Genomic DNA, 14,534 nt, shown 5'->3' with positions numbered 1-14,534 from the left:
GTATGACAACGGGTGATGAAGCCGCCTATTTGACGACCTGGATACCCGAGATCCCGACCACCTCCGCCTGCTCCAGGATTTGCTTGGGGGTGGCGTCCGCGTTGGGCATGATGAGGCTGTTTTCACTGTCGCCAAAGTGCAGTTGCAGCAGGTGCATCGCGGCTTCATGGACGGCTAGCTCAGGTTGCTTGAGCTCGAACCGGTGGCTGCGAGGCTCGTTGTTGATCAGGTAGTGGACCGTGTAGGTGTGCATATCGGGCTCTCGTGTCGGGATGATCAGGAAATATCGTGACGCTGGTTATCCTGACTTATCAGTCAATTTTTAGTTCAAATGTCGGACCATCGCGCCGCTGACCGGAAGCGCAGATAGACTGAATTCCACTGACATTGGGCGCCGTTCGCCCGACACAGGGCAAAACCCTGGCGGTCATGCAGGTGTGCGGTGGTTCACAGTCGTTCAACGTGGTGAACCAGCTCCGCGTACTGGGCCGCTGGATGCGCACGCCACGCTTCGCAGCTACTGCCCGATCAGCGCCTGCGCGGTGGCCGCCAGCTGACTGCCGACCTGCTCTTTCAGCGCGTCGATGAAGCAGGTGATTTTGGCGTCCACGTACTGCCGGGAGGTGTAGACGGCATACACGTTGCGCTCAAGGGTGTGGTACTCGGGCAATACGCGCACCAGTTTCCCCGAGCGCAAATCGTCTATCGCCGAAAATCCCGCGAGCAAACCTATGCCTGCGCCTGCACGCACCGCAACCGCCATGGCGTCCATATCATTCACGCTGAAACTCGGCCCCGTCGGTACAAAGGTGGCGGTGCCAGCGCTGCTCTTGAGTTGCCACTCATCCCGTGCGTAATCCACCGTGCCCAACAACAGGCACGCGTGCTGGCTGAGATCTTCCGGCACCACGGGCGCCGGGTGTTTTGCCAGGTACGCCGGGGACGCCACCAGCACGCAATGGCTGACCCCGATCGTGCGGCTCACGTAGGCGGAGTCCGGCAGCGTTCGCGCAATCAGGATCGAGACATCCAGCTGATCCTCCAGCAGATTCGGCATCCGCTGAGACAGCAACAGATCAACGGTGACTTCCGGAAACGCCTGGCGGTACTCAAGCACCGCGTTTGTCACCAGGTGGCGCGCCAGACCAGGAACGCAATGCACCCGCAGCGTGCCTTTGGGCGTCAACAGCGCGTTGCTCGCTTCAGCTTCCGCGTTCTCAAGGTCAGCCAGGATTTTGGTGCAGCGCTCATAAAACCGCCGGCCCGCATCGGTGACTGACAGCCGCCGGGTCGATCGCTGCAGCAAGCGGGCATCGAGCAGGGTCTCGAGCGCAGAAACGGCCCGGGACACGTTGCCAACGGTGGAATCGAGGTGATTGGCCACGGCGGTGAAACTGCCCATTTCCACGACCTTTACGTACACCGACATATTAGAAAATTTATCCATCCCTACCGTCCTTCCCGGTCTGAACTACCGCTCGCGTTGTGGAAATGCCCGGCCATCATGGCTGCCTGCAGCGGCGGGCGCAATCGGTCGCTGGCCGCCGATATTTCCTCTGCACACAACAATGATTCCCTCCCCACAGGCTCAATCAAACAGGGCGTCCTCCATAGACTCGGTTGCACAGGCCAGCGGCACCCGCCGCGCTGAATGGCCACTGACCCGATTTCTGATAACCCTATGAAGGCCCACACTATGAATACCCCCTACGACTCGCTCTATCTTTTCATCGGCGGTGAATGGATCGGTACTGAAGGACGCGACACCGCGGTGGTCGTGAACCCCGCGACAGAAACGGAACTGGGACGCGTGCCGCTCGCCACCACGAGTGACCTTGATCGCGCGCTGAACATCGCGCAGGCGAGCTTTGACGTATGGCGTCGCACGGTGCCGGATCAGCGCGCCAGGATCCTCAAACGTGCAGCCGATCTGATTCTGGAACGGGCACCGCACATCGCGGCACAGATGACCCTGGAAGAAGGCAAGCCGCTCGGCGAAGCCCTGGATGAGGTCACACGCGCCGCTGAGTATTTCGAGTGGTTCGCCGAAAGCGCACGGCGCATCGACGGCCGTGTCGTGCCGGCCAATCGCCCGGGCGTTCTGCAACTGGTGAAACGTCAACCCATTGGGCCGGTCGCTGCCTTCACGCCCTGGAATTTCCCGGCCATCACCCCGGCCCGCAAATTGTCCGCCGCCCTGGCCGCCGGTTGCAGCGTCATCCTCAAGCCTGGCGAAGAGAGCCCCTCAACGGCGCTGGCCCTGGCCCGTGCCCTTGACGACGCGGGGCTGCCGAAAGGCGTGTTGCAGATCGTGTTCGGCGTGCCCGATCAGGTTTCCAGCCACCTGATCGCATCGCCGATTATCCGCAAGGTCACGTTCACCGGCTCCGTGCCGATCGGTCGACTGCTTTCTGCCCGTGCTGCAGAGGGCGTCAAACCCATCACGCTGGAACTGGGAGGCCATGGGCCGGTACTGGTGTTCGAAGATGCGGACGTTGAAAAAGCCGCCGTTGAAGGCGTTGCAAACCGCTTTCGTGGTACTGGTCAGGTCTGCATCTCGTCCACGCGCTTTCTCATTCAGCGCGGTGCTTATCAGACGTTCGTCGAGCGCTTCGTCACTGCCACCCAGGCGCTCCGAATCGGCAATGGCCTGCAACCGGAGACCCAGGTCGGGCCGCTCGCCAACCCACGGCAACTGGCGAAAATGGAAGAGCTGGTCGCTGACGCAGTGGCCAAAGGCGCCACCCTGCTGGCGGGCGGCAAACGTCTGTCGGGTCAGGGTTTCTTCTTCGAGCCCACGGTTTTGGCCGATGTGCCCATGACCGCGCGCGTCATGCATGAAGAGCCCTTCGGCCCCATCGCGATCCTGATGCCATTCGACGAAATGGCCGACGGGCTGCAAGAAGCCAACCGCTTGCCGTACGGGTTGTCGGCCTACGCGTTCACCTCCAGCGCACGCACGGCCATCGACGTCGCCGACGGCCTGGAGGCGGGAATGATCGGCATCAATCAATACCGCATCGTCGCCACTGAACTGCCTTTTGGTGGCCTGAAGGAAAGCGGCCATGGCTCGGAAGGCGGAGTCGAAGGCATTGAGCACTACCTCACCCACAAATTCATCAGCCAGGTGTAAGGACGCGATCATGTCGAACATCAATTTCAGCAGCCCTCGTGAAGCGGCCAGAGCCTTCACCCCCACCCTCTCGCAGTTCGTCGACACCACACTGTACCCAGTGATCTGGAGCGATCCGGCACTCTCCCAACGTGACCGCAGCCTGATCACTGTCGCTGCGCTGATTGCCGGTGGCCATGTTGAAGAGTTACCTGCGCATCTGCGGCGAGCAGTGACCAATGGCGTCACCCGTGAGGAGCTGTCGGCCGCCATCACGCACCTGGCGTTCTACGCGGGCTTTCCTGCCGCCATCACAGCCTCGGCCATCGCCAACGCCACCCTCAACGCATCGGAGCAACAGCCATGAAAGCCATCATCATCCATGAGTTTGGCGACGCCGACGTGCTCAAGCTGAGCGACGCAGCCACGCCCGAAGTGCGCCCGAACGACCTCTTGGTGCGCGTCTATGCGGCCGGCGTCAACCGCGCTGACCTGACCCACCGCACCGGCGGTTACGGGCACCCCGACTTCGGCGACTCGCCGATCATCGGCCTGGAAATCGCCGGCGAGGTGATCGGAAAAGGCAGCGCCGTCGAAGGCTTCGAGGTGGGCGCACGGGTGATGGGCGTCGTGGGCGGCGGCGCCTATGCCGAGCTGGCACGTATCGACTACCGCATGGCGATGCCGATTCCCGCTCAGCTGGATTACGTTCACGCGGCGGCGATTCCCGAGGTGTTCGTCACCGCGCATGAGGCGATGATCCACCTGGCGCGACTCACGTCGGGTGACTCCGTGTTGATTCATGCTGCGGCAGGCGGCGTGGGCTCCGCCGCCGTGCAGTTGGCGTACGCCACCGGCGCTACCGTGTATGCGACCACGGACGGCAGCAAGTTGTCGCGCGTCGAGCACCTCGGCGCCGATGTCGCGATTGACTACAAGACGCAGGATTTCGCCGACGTCATCGCCCGGAAGACGGACGGCCAGGGTGTGGATGTGATTATCGACTTCGTCGGCAAACCTTACTTCGAACGCAACATCGCCTCCCTCGCCAAAGGCGGCCGACTGATCCAGGTCGGTATCCTCGGTGGCGGCGGCAGCGTGAACGTGACGCTGGAGCAGATTCTGTATCGCCACCTGCAAATCATCGGCACGGTCATGAAGTCCCGCACCCAGCCGCAAAAGCACGCGATGATCAAACGCTTCCGTGACCACTGGCTCGAGCGGTTTGAAGGCGCAGGCAGCCTGGAACCCGTGGTCGACAGCACATTCCCGTTGTCGCGTGCCGCCGATGCCCATCGTCGGATGGAGTCTTCGGAAAACGTCGGCAAGATCATCTTGACGATGCAACCTCAGGACTTGATCGAGGGCTGACGGTTCATAGCCCGGCCTTGAACACAGGCGCCCTCTGATCGGAGGGCGCCTTGCTCTGGCGTCAAAGCACCCCTCACTCACTATCGAACAAGCGGGTTGATCCTGATTACGGATTCAACCCATCCCGTTGCTGTGCATTCCAAAGCTCCAGGTTTGACTTCACAAGGACCTCAGGCAGAGGGCTCGACACGATTTTCTGCATCTCATCGGTGATCCGGGCTTGCAGTGCGGGGTGGATGCAATCTGCGTTGGGCGACAGCGCCAGATAAAGGCCCTCGCTGCTGATCGGCGGTTCAAGGGCTTCCACCGCTGCTTCAACGCCCAGCTTTTTAGCCAGGGCCATGCCGGGGTATTGCTCGAACAACACGAAGTCGTTGCGTTTGAGGATGAGCTTCTGGAACGCCTGACTGGCCGTCGGCACCGCCTCGAGCGAAAGGTGGGCCTTCGCGTAATCATCGAACGCCTGACCGAAACTGTTGTTGACCAGCGTTCCCCCGTTCCGTCCGATCAGATCGGACCATTGGTGATAGGGGAAGGCTTCGTGTTTCCTCACCCAGACCATGCTGGGCGTAAACAGGAACGGCGGCTTCACAAAGTTCAACGCCTGCTCACGCTCCGTGGTCAGAAAATACCCCGCCAACATGTCGATGCGCCCCGCCCTCACCTCCTCCTGCGCACGCGACCAGGGCCCTGCGTAAACGACATCGATCTGCAGGCCTATCGCGTTGCCCAACTGCTTGATCAGGTCGGCATTGGCGCCGATGAGTCGACGCGGGTTGTGGGGGTCTCGCCACAGGTAGGGAGGGTATTCCGCATTGCCGGTTGCGGTGAGGTGATCGCATGCGGTCTCACTCAGCGCAACACCGGGCATCACCAGCAGCAAGGCGGTTACGGACATGCACCTGCACATACGATGGCCGATCATATTCAACCCCAGATGAAAACCCCGCGTATGAGCAGTATGCTCCTCATCGCCTGACGCCTGCCGTTAAAAGGGCGATGGCTCAGGCAGGACCACGCAACGATCCTTGATGCCGCCTGCACACCCGTGAACGGGTGGCGGTTCACAGGCGTATGTCGGTTTCAGGTTAGAGGTCATACAGTGCTCTGGTTCCATTGACTGCATGAAACAATAGACCGAATCCAGAAATCAGCACCCGTTTAATCAGGCGTTGCGAAGCGTGAAAAGCGCTCGTGGTTTCCTTCCCGCTCAGGAGGATTCGATCATCGAACTCACAACGGCGACAGCAGGTCGACCGCGCACCGTCGCCTTCTCGTCTGGCAATGTCAGTCGGTACTGCGCTGGTGATGACTCGCGACAAACTGCCGAAAGCGCTCGGTGGGCAGGCCTTCAAACAGTTCATCCGGCGTGCCCTGTGCGTCGATCAGGCCCTGCGCCATGAACACCACCCGATTCGAGACGTGGCGGGCGAAGCCCATTTCGTGGGTCACCACCAACATGGTCCTGCCCTCTTCGGCCAGCGAGCGCATGACGCGCAGCACCTCGCCGACCAGTTCCGGGTCCAGCGCGGAGGTCGGTTCGTCAAAAAGCATGACTTGCGGGTTCATGGCCAGCGCGCGGGCGATGGCGACACGTTGTTGCTGCCCGCCGGAAAGGTGCGCCGGGTAGTAGTCACGTCGGTCGTACAGGCCGACTTTGTGCAGCAATTGCTCGGCCTCTTCCACGCACTCGGCGCGCGAGCGTTTCAGCACGCGCATCGGCCCTTCGATGATGTTCTGCAGCACGGTCATATGCGACCACAGGTTGAAGCTCTGGAACACCATGCCGAGCTTGCTGCGCATCGCTTCTACCTGGCGAGTGTTGCTGGGCTGAAGGCGTCCGTTGGCGTGCTGCTTCATCTCGATGACTTCGCCGTCCAGCACGATGCGGCCCTGGTCAGGGGATTCCAGCAGGTTGATGCAGCGCAGAAAGGTACTTTTGCCTGATCCGCTGGCGCCGAGAATGGAGATGACGTCACCCTTGTGCGCCTCCAGCGATATCCCTTTGAGCACCTGCACCGCGCCGAAGGATTTGCAGATATTGGTGACCGACAAAGCAGCCGCGACGTGTTGATTCATGATGAGCTCCGCTGCGATCAAAGGGACGAAGGGGTTTCAGGGACCGGTTCGGCCGCCCGCTGTGTGGGGCGTTCACGCAGGTGCGGCGAGAGTTGATACTCGACCCACGCCATGGCCCGAACGATCAGGAAATTGAGCACCAGGTAAATCAGCGCGGCACAGAGGAAGACCTCCATCGTGCGGTAGGTGCGCTGAATGATTTGCTGGGCAATGCCGGTCACGTCCCACACGGTCACCAGGCTGGCAATGGCCGTGGATTTGACCATCAGCACCGCTTCGGTCGAATAGGACGGCAGCGCCTGGCGCAAGGTGACGGGACCGATGACGCGCCACAGCAAGGTCCAGCGGCTCATGCCGACCGCAAGCCCGGCTTCGATCTGGCCCTGGGGAACGCTCTGGATCCCACCGCGAATGATTTCAGCCGTATAGCCCGCCGTGCACATGGCCAGTGCGACCACGGCGCAGCCGTAGGGGGAACGCAGGATTTCCCACATGAAACTGCTGCGGATCGCACTGAACTGGCCCAGGCCGTAGTAAATCAGGAACATCTGGATCAACAGCGGAGTGCCGCGAAACAGCCAGATGTACATACGAGCCGGGTAGCTGAGAATCGGCCAGCGGCTGACGCGCATGGCCGCCACGCCCAGCGCGAGCAGCAAGCCAAGCGACAGGCTGGAAAAGAACAGACTCAAGGTGGTGGGCAACGCCGCCAATAGTTTGAGCATCGTGTCACTGAGAAAGGCAAAGTCGATCATGAGTGTTTCCCCGTCTCAGGAATGTGGCGTGCGGCGCTGCGTGCGCAACACCCGGTTTTCGGCCATGTTGAACAGGCGACCGGACAAGCCGGTGAGGATCAGGTAACAGGCGCCGCCGACGATGTAGAACGTGAAGTATTGACGCGTGGAACCGGCCGCCACCTGACTGGCGCGCATCAATTCGACGAGGCCAATCACGGAAATCAGCGCCGAGTCTTTGAGGGTCATCTGCCAGACATTGCCCAGGCCCGGTAATGCGTAACGCCAGACTTGCGGAATCAGCACCCGCCTGACGCGCATGTGCCAGGTCATGCCGATCGCCAGCGCGGCTTCAAGCTCGCCCTTGGCGACGGCCAGGTAAGCACCGCGGTACACCTCGGCCTGATACGAACCGGAAATCAGCCCGACCGCGAGTGCGCCCACCAGAAACGGTGGCGTGTCGACGAACCCTTCACCACCAAACCAGTGATTGATGGCGCCCAGCACGCTGGCACCGCCGAAGTAAAACAGGTAGATCACCAGCAGCTCGGGAATCCCCCGGAACAGGATCGAATAGGCGTCGCCGGCATAACGAAACAGACGGCGCTTCGAGAGTTTTGCCGCCGCCACCGTGCTTCCGGCAATGGCCCCCACCACCAGCGCTGACAAGGTCAGCAACACGGTCATGCCGGCCGCTTTCAAGAGGGCCGCGCCCCATCCGTTGTTTCCGAAACTGAGCAGCTGTAAGAGATCCATAGCGTTATTCCTGCAACGAACGGCGAAACGTCTGGTGCCTGAAGACACCGCCCAACTCATACATACTTGTCTTTACAAGCATATGCAATTTGATTGCCACATCCTTCCGTAGGCTGGAACAAGGACATGGCAAGCCCTCTGGTTAGGCGGTCAGATGCTCATAAGGTTTAACGGGATGAAGGAGAAAGATCGCGAGCAAAAGGGGTTGGGTGACCGCAGGACGCCTCACGCTGGGGCGGGGAGAAACATCGGGCCCCAGCAAAGTGCGTCGACCTGTAACAACCCGTGGCAACGTTCGGGTCAGGGTGTAGCCAGCAATGCGATGAAGCTTTGCACGTTCGGGCGCTTGCGTTTTTCCGCCGGTACAAACGCGCAATAAGGGTGCCCTAGCGGGAGCGATCGGGCGGACAAGACGATCAAGCGTCCCGCCGCCAGATCGGGCTGAGCGATGAGCTTCTGCCCTAACGCGATGCCGCAACCGAGTTTCGCCAAGGTGATCGACAGGCTGGACAGCCCGGAGCGACGCCCCAACGCAGGATCCGGCGAAGCCTGTCCGACCTCACTGGCGTACCAGTCACTCCAGGTCGGGTGCGAGGCGTAACTCGGCCCCCACTGCGTATGAATGAACAGGCTTTCGTGGATACGCGTCAGGTCGAAATCGCTGTTGCCGTGGCGATACCACAACTCCGGTGCGCACAGCGGCACCACCTGATCGTGTACCAGAGGGATCGCTTCCAGCGACGGGTAATGGTAGTCGCCGTAGCTGACACGAATGTCGACGTCATGGCGGGCAAGATCAACAGGGTCATCTTCGACCCGCACGTCCACCGAGAGCTGCGGATAGCTTTCCAGCAAGACCGCCAGCTTCGGCGCCAGCCAGACTTCGGCCAGCGAGAACGGCACGCTGATGATCAACCGGGTGCGCATCTCGCCTTCCAGCAGGCGTACGGTCATGGCGGCGATGTCATCCAGCGCGCGGGATGTCTGCGGAAAAATCGCCAGCCCCGCGTCCGTCAACGAAAGCCGGTTGCCGCTGCGCACGAACAGCTTCTTGCCGAAGTAGTCTTCCAGGTGACGGACCTGTTGGCTGACCGCAGCGGCTGAAACGCCCAGCTCTTTCCCGGCCGCGACAAAGCTTGCCAACCGCGCAGCAACTTCAAATGTTCTCACGGCATTCAGCGGCGGCAGTCGTTTCATTGAAGCGCTTCCCTAAGTTTTCCTGGGGGGAGGCTAACAATTTTTGCCGTTGTTGCGAAGATTTTCACAGGTTAGGTTTAAACCACACCTAACGGAGGGCCGACATGAACACCGTCATCAATCTTCAACGCTATCCGCTGGACCGCCCAGGCAGTGAGGAATGGATCGCCCTGGTCGAACACGCTCGCGCAGCGCTGGCCCGCAACGGCATGTTCAGCCTTGAAGGCTTCATACAGGACGACAACGTGCGTGCCGCCGCGCAACAGATCCAGCCGACCATGGACGCTGAATCCCACACCCACAAGCGCTCGCACAACATTTATTTCAAACCTGAAATCCCTGAACTGGCCGCCGATCATCCTGCGCTGAAGAAGGTCGAAACCGTCAGCCACACGCTGTGCGCAGACCAGCTCAAGAACAGCCTCGTCACCGACGTGTATGAATACCCGCCACTGGTGGCGTTCCTGAGCGCGGTCATGGATAAACCGGCGCTGTACGTCATGGCCGACCCGTTGGCACGGGTCAACGTGATGAGTTATCGCGAAGGCGAAACGCTCAACTGGCACTTCGATCGCTCTGAATTTACCACCACGCTGATGCTCCAATCACCCGAAGCGGGTGGCGAGTTCGAGTACCGCACCGACTTGCGCACAGCGGATGATCCCAACTATGACGGCGTGGCCGATCTGTTGAACGGTCGCGACCCCGACGTGAAGACATTGCGACTCAGGGCTGGCACTCTCAATGTCTTTCGTGGGAAAAATACCGCGCACCGCGTCACCCCCGTGCGTGGCCACCGCGAGCGGATGGTGGCGGTGTTCTCCTACTACGAAAAACCCGGCGTGATGTTTACGCCTGAAGAACAAACGGGCTTCTACGGACGTGCGTCTCACCCGACGACTGAAGACACAGCGGCATAATAAAAATGACTGTTTCGCGGCTTTTGATCTAGCTTGACCCTGCCAGTCTTATTTCCAATTAGATGGGGAAACACATGGGCCACACCTACCACGTCACTAAAAAAATCCTCGCGTGTGCGGCTTTAGGCAGCAGCCTGGTCTTCGGCAGCACCGCCTTCGCAAAGGACTGGACCTCGGTCCGGGTTGCGACCGAAGGGGCTTACGAGCCCTGGAACATCACCCTTCCGAACGGCGAAATTTCCGGCTTCGAGCCCGAGCTGCTCAAAGATGTCTGTGCCCGGATCAAGCTGGAGTGCAAGCTGCAAGCCCAAGACTGGGACGGCATGATCGCAGGCCTGAATGCCGGCAAGTTCGACGTGCTGATGGACGCCATCGTGATCACCCCTGAACGCGAAGCGGTGATCGCGTTCTCCAAACCTTACGCCAACACCCAGGCGGTTTTCGCCAGCGCCGACCCCAAGCTGATCGCCAGCATGCCGAGCAATGAAATCATCAAACTCAGCGGTGACGAGAATGCCGACAAGGCCGCGATCGACAAGATGAAAGCGCTGGTGAAAGGCAAGACCCTGGGCATTCAGTCCGGCACCGCCTACACCGAGTTCGTCGAGAAGAACTTCCGCGACATCGCGACCATTCGTGAGTACAAGAAGTCCGGCGAGCACATGCTGGACCTGAACGCTGGCCGCATCGACTTCGCGTTCGATGACGTGACCTTCTTCACGTCGGCACTGGACAACCCGGATAACAAGGGGGTGCAAATGATCGGCCCGAAAATCGGCGGCACCATCTGGGGCCCGGGTGAAGCCCTGGGCTTCCGTAAGGCCGATAACGACCTGCGCGAGAAATTCAACGGCGCGCTGACGGCCGCGCTGGAAGACGGCACCGTCAAGCGCCTTTCGGAGAAGTGGTTCAAGGCCGACATCCGCCCTTGATGCGCCCCGCGTAAACGCGTCAAAAGCCACTGCCCTTGTGCAGTGGCTTTTTTGTTTTTGCTGCCTGCGCCCTGCCCTACAACGAAAAATACCGGCCGGCGCTGAATTATTTCGTGTCTTCTTGTATCTGATCGGAAATAACGTGCCACCAAAACGCTTTCATCGACTTCACGCGCGACACCCGTGTCCCGAGGCGACGTCGACAACCGCGTTTTGCAGCAACACCGATCCGCAAGAGAGTGATTCACATGAAATCAGGCAAGAAAAAAGTCAGCCCGATCGGGTTGAACGACATCACCATCGTTGACGACGCGAAGATGCGCAAGGCGATCACCGCCGCTGCCCTGGGTAACGCCATGGAGTGGTTCGACTTCGGCGTGTACGGCTTCGTCGCTTATGTGCTCGGCAAGGTGTTTTTCCCCGGTGCAGACCCCAGCGTGCAGATGATCGCGGCACTGGCGACCTTCTCCGTGCCCTTCCTGATTCGCCCGCTGGGTGGCTTGTTTTTCGGCGCGCTGGGCGACAAGTACGGTCGCCAGAAAGTGTTGGCGGCGACGATCGTGATCATGTCCCTGAGCACCACCGCCATCGGCTTGATCCCGTCCTATGACTCGATCGGCATCTGGGCACCCATCCTGCTGTTGCTGGCGAAGATGGCCCAGGGTTTCTCGGTCGGGGGCGAATACACCGGTGCCTCGATCTTCGTCGCCGAATACGCCCCGGACCGCAAACGCGGCTTCCTCGGCAGTTGGCTCGATTTCGGCTCCATTGCCGGCTTTGTGCTCGGCGCCGGCATCGTGGTGATGATTTCTGCGGTGATTGGCGAAGACCAGTTCCAGGCATGGGGCTGGCGCCTGCCGTTCTTCCTCGCGCTGCCATTGGGCATGCTTGGCTTGTACCTGCGTAATGCCCTTGAGGAAACACCTGCATTCCAGCAGCACGTCGAGAAACTCGAACAGGGCGACCGTGAAGGCCTGTCGGGCGGCCCGAAGGTGTCGTTCAAAGAGGTGGCGACCAAGCACTGGCGCAGCCTGATCACCTGCATCGGCATCGTGGTGGCGACCAACGTCACCTACTACATGCTGCTCACCTACATGCCGAGTTACCTGTCGCACAACCTGCATTACAGCGAAAACCGTGGCGTGCTGATCATCATCGCGATCATGGTCGGCATGCTATTCGTCCAGCCGCTGATCGGCTTCATCAGCGACAAGATCGGCCGTCGGCCGTTCATCATCGTCGGCAGCATTGCGCTGTTCCTGCTGGCGATTCCGGCGTTCATGCTGATCATCAGCGGCAAGATCGGGCTGATTTTCGCCGGGTTGCTGATCCTCGCCGTGGTGCTCAACTTCTTTATCGGCGTCATGGCGTCCACGCTTCCTGCGATGTTCCCGACGCACATTCGCTACAGCGCACTGGCCGGCGCCTTCAACGTCTCAGTGCTGATCGCCGGCCTGACGCCGACCCTCGCCGCGTGGCTGGTGGAAACCACCAACAACCTGTACATGCCCGCGTATTACCTGATGGTGGTCGCAGCGATTGGTCTGGCCACTGGTTTGACGATGAAAGAGACCGCCAACAAACCGTTGCGCGGCGCGGCGCCTGCCGCCTCCAACATCGAAGAAGCCAAGGAGTTGCTGGAAGACCTCCACGACAACATCGAACAGAAAATCGAAGACATCGACGCCCAGATTGCCGAGCTCGAAACCAAGCGCAAAGAGCTGGTGCAGCAGCATCCCCGCATCGACTGAACACGCGCGGACGCTGATTGAGTATGTGGTCGATTGCGTTGAACAGCCGCCTCGCTTACGGTGTTGAACCGTAACCCGGTGCCTGTTCATGCATCGACCCACCCTTGCTTGGAAGCAATCCATCATGCCCCTGCACATTGAAACGCCGCTGATTGAATCCCGTCCGATGAGCGCCATTGCCAAGCGCACAATCAATCTGAAGCTCGATGCGCTTCAGCCCTGCGGGTCCTTCAAACTGCGGGGCGTGGGGCACGCCTGCGAGGTTCATCATTCCCGTGGCGCGAAACGCTTCATCTCTTCTTCGGGTGGAAATGCCGGACTGGCCGTGGCCTATGCCGGGCGCGTTCTGGGCGCGGCAGTGACGGTCGTCGTCCCGGAAACCACCACAGACCGGGCCAGGGAGCTGCTCATTCTTGAAGGCGCGGACGTCATCGTTCACGGTCGCTCCTGGCAAGAGGCCAACGAACTGGCCCATACGCTGATCGCGCCAGGAGACGCGTTCATTCATCCCTTCGACGACCCGCTGTTGTGGACCGGCCACGCCAGCATGATCGACGAGGTCGCCAAAACAGCGCGCAAACCCGGGGCCGTGGTGTTGTCGGTCGGGGGTGGCGGATTGCTGTGCGGCGTGATCGAAGGCCTGCAACGCAACGGCTGGGGTGATGTGCCGGTGATTGCGGTGGAAACCGAAGGCGCTGCGTCTTTCCGCGCCGCCACGTTGGCGGATGCCCCCGTGGAAATAGACGCCATCACCTCCGTCGCCACGTCGCTGGGCGCCAAACGCGTGTGCAGCCAGTCTGTCGCCTATCTCAAGACCCATCGGATCGAAAGCGTCGTGGTCAGCGACAAAGACACCCTGGACGCCTGCGAACGCTTTCTCACCGATCACCGAATCCTGGTCGAGCCTGCCTGTGGCGCGGCACTGTCTTTAGGGTATTCCCCGACCCTGCTGACGGGGTACGACAACGTGTTGATGGTGGTCTGCGGCGGCGCCACCGCCACGCTTGAGCAGATCAGGGCGTGGCGACAGGCACTCTGAGGAAGCGGTTTGTCTCTTCATCCTGGAGTGAAACGTCTCCATACCGCCTGCCTTCACACGGCCTCGGCTGGCAGAAGCCCCGCGTTTTGATAGCTGTCGATCAACTCGTCGAAAATCGAAATGTCTGCGCGGCTGCGGGCCATGAGTTGAGCACCGGAGACCGCTGAGAAGACGGCGCGGGCGCGCTTTTCGGCATGCTCCGGTGACACCTGCTTCGCCGCGACCAGCGCTTTTCCCAGCCAGGCCACGTTCACCTCGGCGAAGGCCTGAACCTCTGTTTTTACGGCGTCCGGCAGGTCGTCGTATTCAGCCGACATGAAGCTGCACAGACACAGCCGATTGCCGCACTCCAGGGATCTGCGAAAGATCCACGGGTATCGGCGCAGTGCGCTTGCCGCATCGTCGGTTTCTGCCAGCAGCTCATCCAGATCCCGTGCGGTGTCTTCCCAGTAGCGACGCGCCACGGCTGCGCCGAGGTCGGCTTTACTGGGGAAATGATGGTAAATGCTCGCCGCCTTGATGCCGACCTCCACCGCCACGTCGCGGAAATTCAGGCCGCCATACCCGTGGGCCTGAGCGGCTTGCCGAGCCGCCGCCAGGATCGACTCCTTCGCATTCGTGCTCATGTAAAGACCTCATGTTC

The 14,534-nt window shown here is 60.7% G+C and carries 15 protein-coding genes and 1 pseudogene; 8 read left to right on the top strand and 8 right to left on the bottom strand.

The genetic code is table 11. From position 1 onward, the window contains the following. Positions 1–25: 25 nt before the first annotated feature. Complete coding sequence (locus tag AB4N84_RS21935; RefSeq protein WP_460043153.1) at positions 26–253, bottom strand: hypothetical protein; 228 nt, start codon at positions 251–253, stop codon at positions 26–28. A gap of 122 nt (positions 254–375) precedes the next feature. Between AB4N84_RS21935 and AB4N84_RS21930 the strand changes: the two are divergent. After that, positions 376–501 (top strand): annotated as a pseudogene (locus tag AB4N84_RS21930) (arsenical resistance protein ArsH); the annotation flags it as partial. 16 nt (positions 502–517) lie between these two features. Here the strand turns inward: AB4N84_RS21930 and AB4N84_RS21925 are convergent. Continuing rightward, complete coding sequence (locus tag AB4N84_RS21925; RefSeq protein ID WP_074749615.1) at positions 518–1,447, bottom strand: LysR family transcriptional regulator; 930 nt, start codon at positions 1,445–1,447, stop codon at positions 518–520. Positions 1,448–1,696: 249 nt separating this feature from the next. Here AB4N84_RS21925 and AB4N84_RS21920 point away from each other — a divergent pair, with 249 nt between their 5' ends. The 3 genes from AB4N84_RS21920 to AB4N84_RS21910 are packed head-to-tail and all read left to right on the top strand — an operon-like array spanning position 1,697 to position 4,483. After that, on the top strand, positions 1,697–3,133 hold the full coding sequence (locus tag AB4N84_RS21920) for an NAD-dependent succinate-semialdehyde dehydrogenase (protein WP_460043152.1): 1,437 nt from the start codon (positions 1,697–1,699) through the stop codon (positions 3,131–3,133). 10 nt (positions 3,134–3,143) lie between these two features. Beyond that, positions 3,144–3,479, top strand: coding sequence for a carboxymuconolactone decarboxylase family protein (locus AB4N84_RS21915; RefSeq protein ID WP_460043150.1), 336 nt, complete (start codon positions 3,144–3,146; stop codon positions 3,477–3,479). Then, entirely contained in the window at positions 3,476–4,483 is a 1,008-nt protein-coding gene (locus tag AB4N84_RS21910; protein ID WP_460043148.1) for an NAD(P)H-quinone oxidoreductase, read from the top strand. The genes AB4N84_RS21915 and AB4N84_RS21910 overlap by 4 nt, the downstream gene beginning before the upstream one ends. A gap of 106 nt (positions 4,484–4,589) precedes the next feature. On the opposite strand, the gene AB4N84_RS21905 is transcribed toward AB4N84_RS21910, so the two are convergent. The 5 genes from AB4N84_RS21905 to AB4N84_RS21885 form a co-directional block, all read right to left on the bottom strand. Further along, complete coding sequence (locus AB4N84_RS21905) at positions 4,590–5,408, bottom strand: substrate-binding periplasmic protein (RefSeq protein WP_460043147.1); 819 nt, start codon at positions 5,406–5,408, stop codon at positions 4,590–4,592. A gap of 362 nt (positions 5,409–5,770) precedes the next feature. Next, a complete protein-coding gene (locus AB4N84_RS21900) occupies positions 5,771–6,562 on the bottom strand; it encodes an ABC transporter ATP-binding protein (RefSeq protein ID WP_460043145.1) in 792 nt (263 codons plus the stop codon). Positions 6,563–6,579: 17 nt separating this feature from the next. Continuing rightward, a complete protein-coding gene (locus AB4N84_RS21895; RefSeq protein WP_074749609.1) occupies positions 6,580–7,317 on the bottom strand; it encodes an ABC transporter permease in 738 nt (245 codons plus the stop codon). 15 nt (positions 7,318–7,332) lie between these two features. Further along, entirely contained in the window at positions 7,333–8,052 is a 720-nt protein-coding gene (locus tag AB4N84_RS21890; RefSeq protein ID WP_460043144.1) for an ABC transporter permease, read from the bottom strand. A 300-nt stretch (positions 8,053–8,352) separates the two neighbouring features. Next, positions 8,353–9,249, bottom strand: a complete 897-nt coding sequence (locus tag AB4N84_RS21885) for a LysR substrate-binding domain-containing protein (protein ID WP_074749607.1) — start codon at positions 9,247–9,249, stop codon at positions 8,353–8,355. A 104-nt stretch (positions 9,250–9,353) separates the two neighbouring features. Between AB4N84_RS21885 and AB4N84_RS21880 the strand changes: the two genes are divergently transcribed. The 4 genes from AB4N84_RS21880 (at position 9,354) to AB4N84_RS21865 (ending at position 13,891) form a co-directional block, all read left to right on the top strand. Continuing rightward, complete coding sequence (locus AB4N84_RS21880; RefSeq protein ID WP_460043142.1) at positions 9,354–10,169, top strand: HalD/BesD family halogenase; 816 nt, start codon at positions 9,354–9,356, stop codon at positions 10,167–10,169. Between the two features lie 74 nt (positions 10,170–10,243). Next, the gene (locus AB4N84_RS21875; RefSeq protein ID WP_074749605.1) at positions 10,244–11,101 is read left to right on the top strand and encodes a transporter substrate-binding domain-containing protein; all 858 of its coding nucleotides are present in this window, start codon (positions 10,244–10,246) and stop codon (positions 11,099–11,101) included. Positions 11,102–11,349: 248 nt separating this feature from the next. Beyond that, a complete protein-coding gene (gene proP, locus AB4N84_RS21870; RefSeq protein WP_460043141.1) occupies positions 11,350–12,852 on the top strand; it encodes a glycine betaine/L-proline transporter ProP in 1,503 nt (500 codons plus the stop codon). A 124-nt stretch (positions 12,853–12,976) separates the two neighbouring features. After that, positions 12,977–13,891 (top strand): pyridoxal-phosphate dependent enzyme, encoded by a 915-nt coding sequence (locus AB4N84_RS21865; RefSeq protein ID WP_460043139.1) that lies wholly within the window; start codon positions 12,977–12,979, stop codon positions 13,889–13,891. A 53-nt stretch (positions 13,892–13,944) separates the two neighbouring features. On the opposite strand, the gene AB4N84_RS21860 is transcribed toward AB4N84_RS21865, so the two are convergent. Continuing rightward, positions 13,945–14,517, bottom strand: coding sequence for a TetR/AcrR family transcriptional regulator (locus AB4N84_RS21860; protein ID WP_460043138.1), 573 nt, complete (start codon positions 14,515–14,517; stop codon positions 13,945–13,947). Positions 14,518–14,534: the final 17 nt, after the last annotated feature.

The sequence above is a fragment of the Pseudomonas sp. S2_H01 genome (assembly GCF_054668305.1).
This window is presented reverse-complemented; position numbering and strand designations above follow the sequence as displayed.

Coding starts and splice junctions, on each gene's coding strand:
- AB4N84_RS21935 (WP_460043153.1), bottom strand. CDS start 253: ATGCACACCTACACGGTCCACTACCTGATCAACAACGAGCCTCGCAGC.
- AB4N84_RS21895 (WP_074749609.1), bottom strand. CDS start 7,317: ATGATCGACTTTGCCTTTCTCAGTGACACGATGCTCAAACTATTGGCG.
- AB4N84_RS21920 (WP_460043152.1), top strand. CDS start 1,697: ATGAATACCCCCTACGACTCGCTCTATCTTTTCATCGGCGGTGAATGG.
- AB4N84_RS21860 (WP_460043138.1), bottom strand. CDS start 14,517: ATGAGCACGAATGCGAAGGAGTCGATCCTGGCGGCGGCTCGGCAAGCC.
- AB4N84_RS21905 (WP_460043147.1), bottom strand. CDS start 5,408: ATGATCGGCCATCGTATGTGCAGGTGCATGTCCGTAACCGCCTTGCTG.
- proP (WP_460043141.1), top strand. CDS start 11,350: ATGAAATCAGGCAAGAAAAAAGTCAGCCCGATCGGGTTGAACGACATC.
- AB4N84_RS21865 (WP_460043139.1), top strand. CDS start 12,977: ATGCCCCTGCACATTGAAACGCCGCTGATTGAATCCCGTCCGATGAGC.
- AB4N84_RS21915 (WP_460043150.1), top strand. CDS start 3,144: ATGTCGAACATCAATTTCAGCAGCCCTCGTGAAGCGGCCAGAGCCTTC.
- AB4N84_RS21900 (WP_460043145.1), bottom strand. CDS start 6,562: ATGAATCAACACGTCGCGGCTGCTTTGTCGGTCACCAATATCTGCAAA.
- AB4N84_RS21890 (WP_460043144.1), bottom strand. CDS start 8,052: ATGGATCTCTTACAGCTGCTCAGTTTCGGAAACAACGGATGGGGCGCG.
- AB4N84_RS21875 (WP_074749605.1), top strand. CDS start 10,244: ATGGGCCACACCTACCACGTCACTAAAAAAATCCTCGCGTGTGCGGCT.
- AB4N84_RS21910 (WP_460043148.1), top strand. CDS start 3,476: ATGAAAGCCATCATCATCCATGAGTTTGGCGACGCCGACGTGCTCAAG.
- AB4N84_RS21880 (WP_460043142.1), top strand. CDS start 9,354: ATGAACACCGTCATCAATCTTCAACGCTATCCGCTGGACCGCCCAGGC.
- AB4N84_RS21925 (WP_074749615.1), bottom strand. CDS start 1,447: ATGGATAAATTTTCTAATATGTCGGTGTACGTAAAGGTCGTGGAAATG.
- AB4N84_RS21885 (WP_074749607.1), bottom strand. CDS start 9,249: ATGAAACGACTGCCGCCGCTGAATGCCGTGAGAACATTTGAAGTTGCT.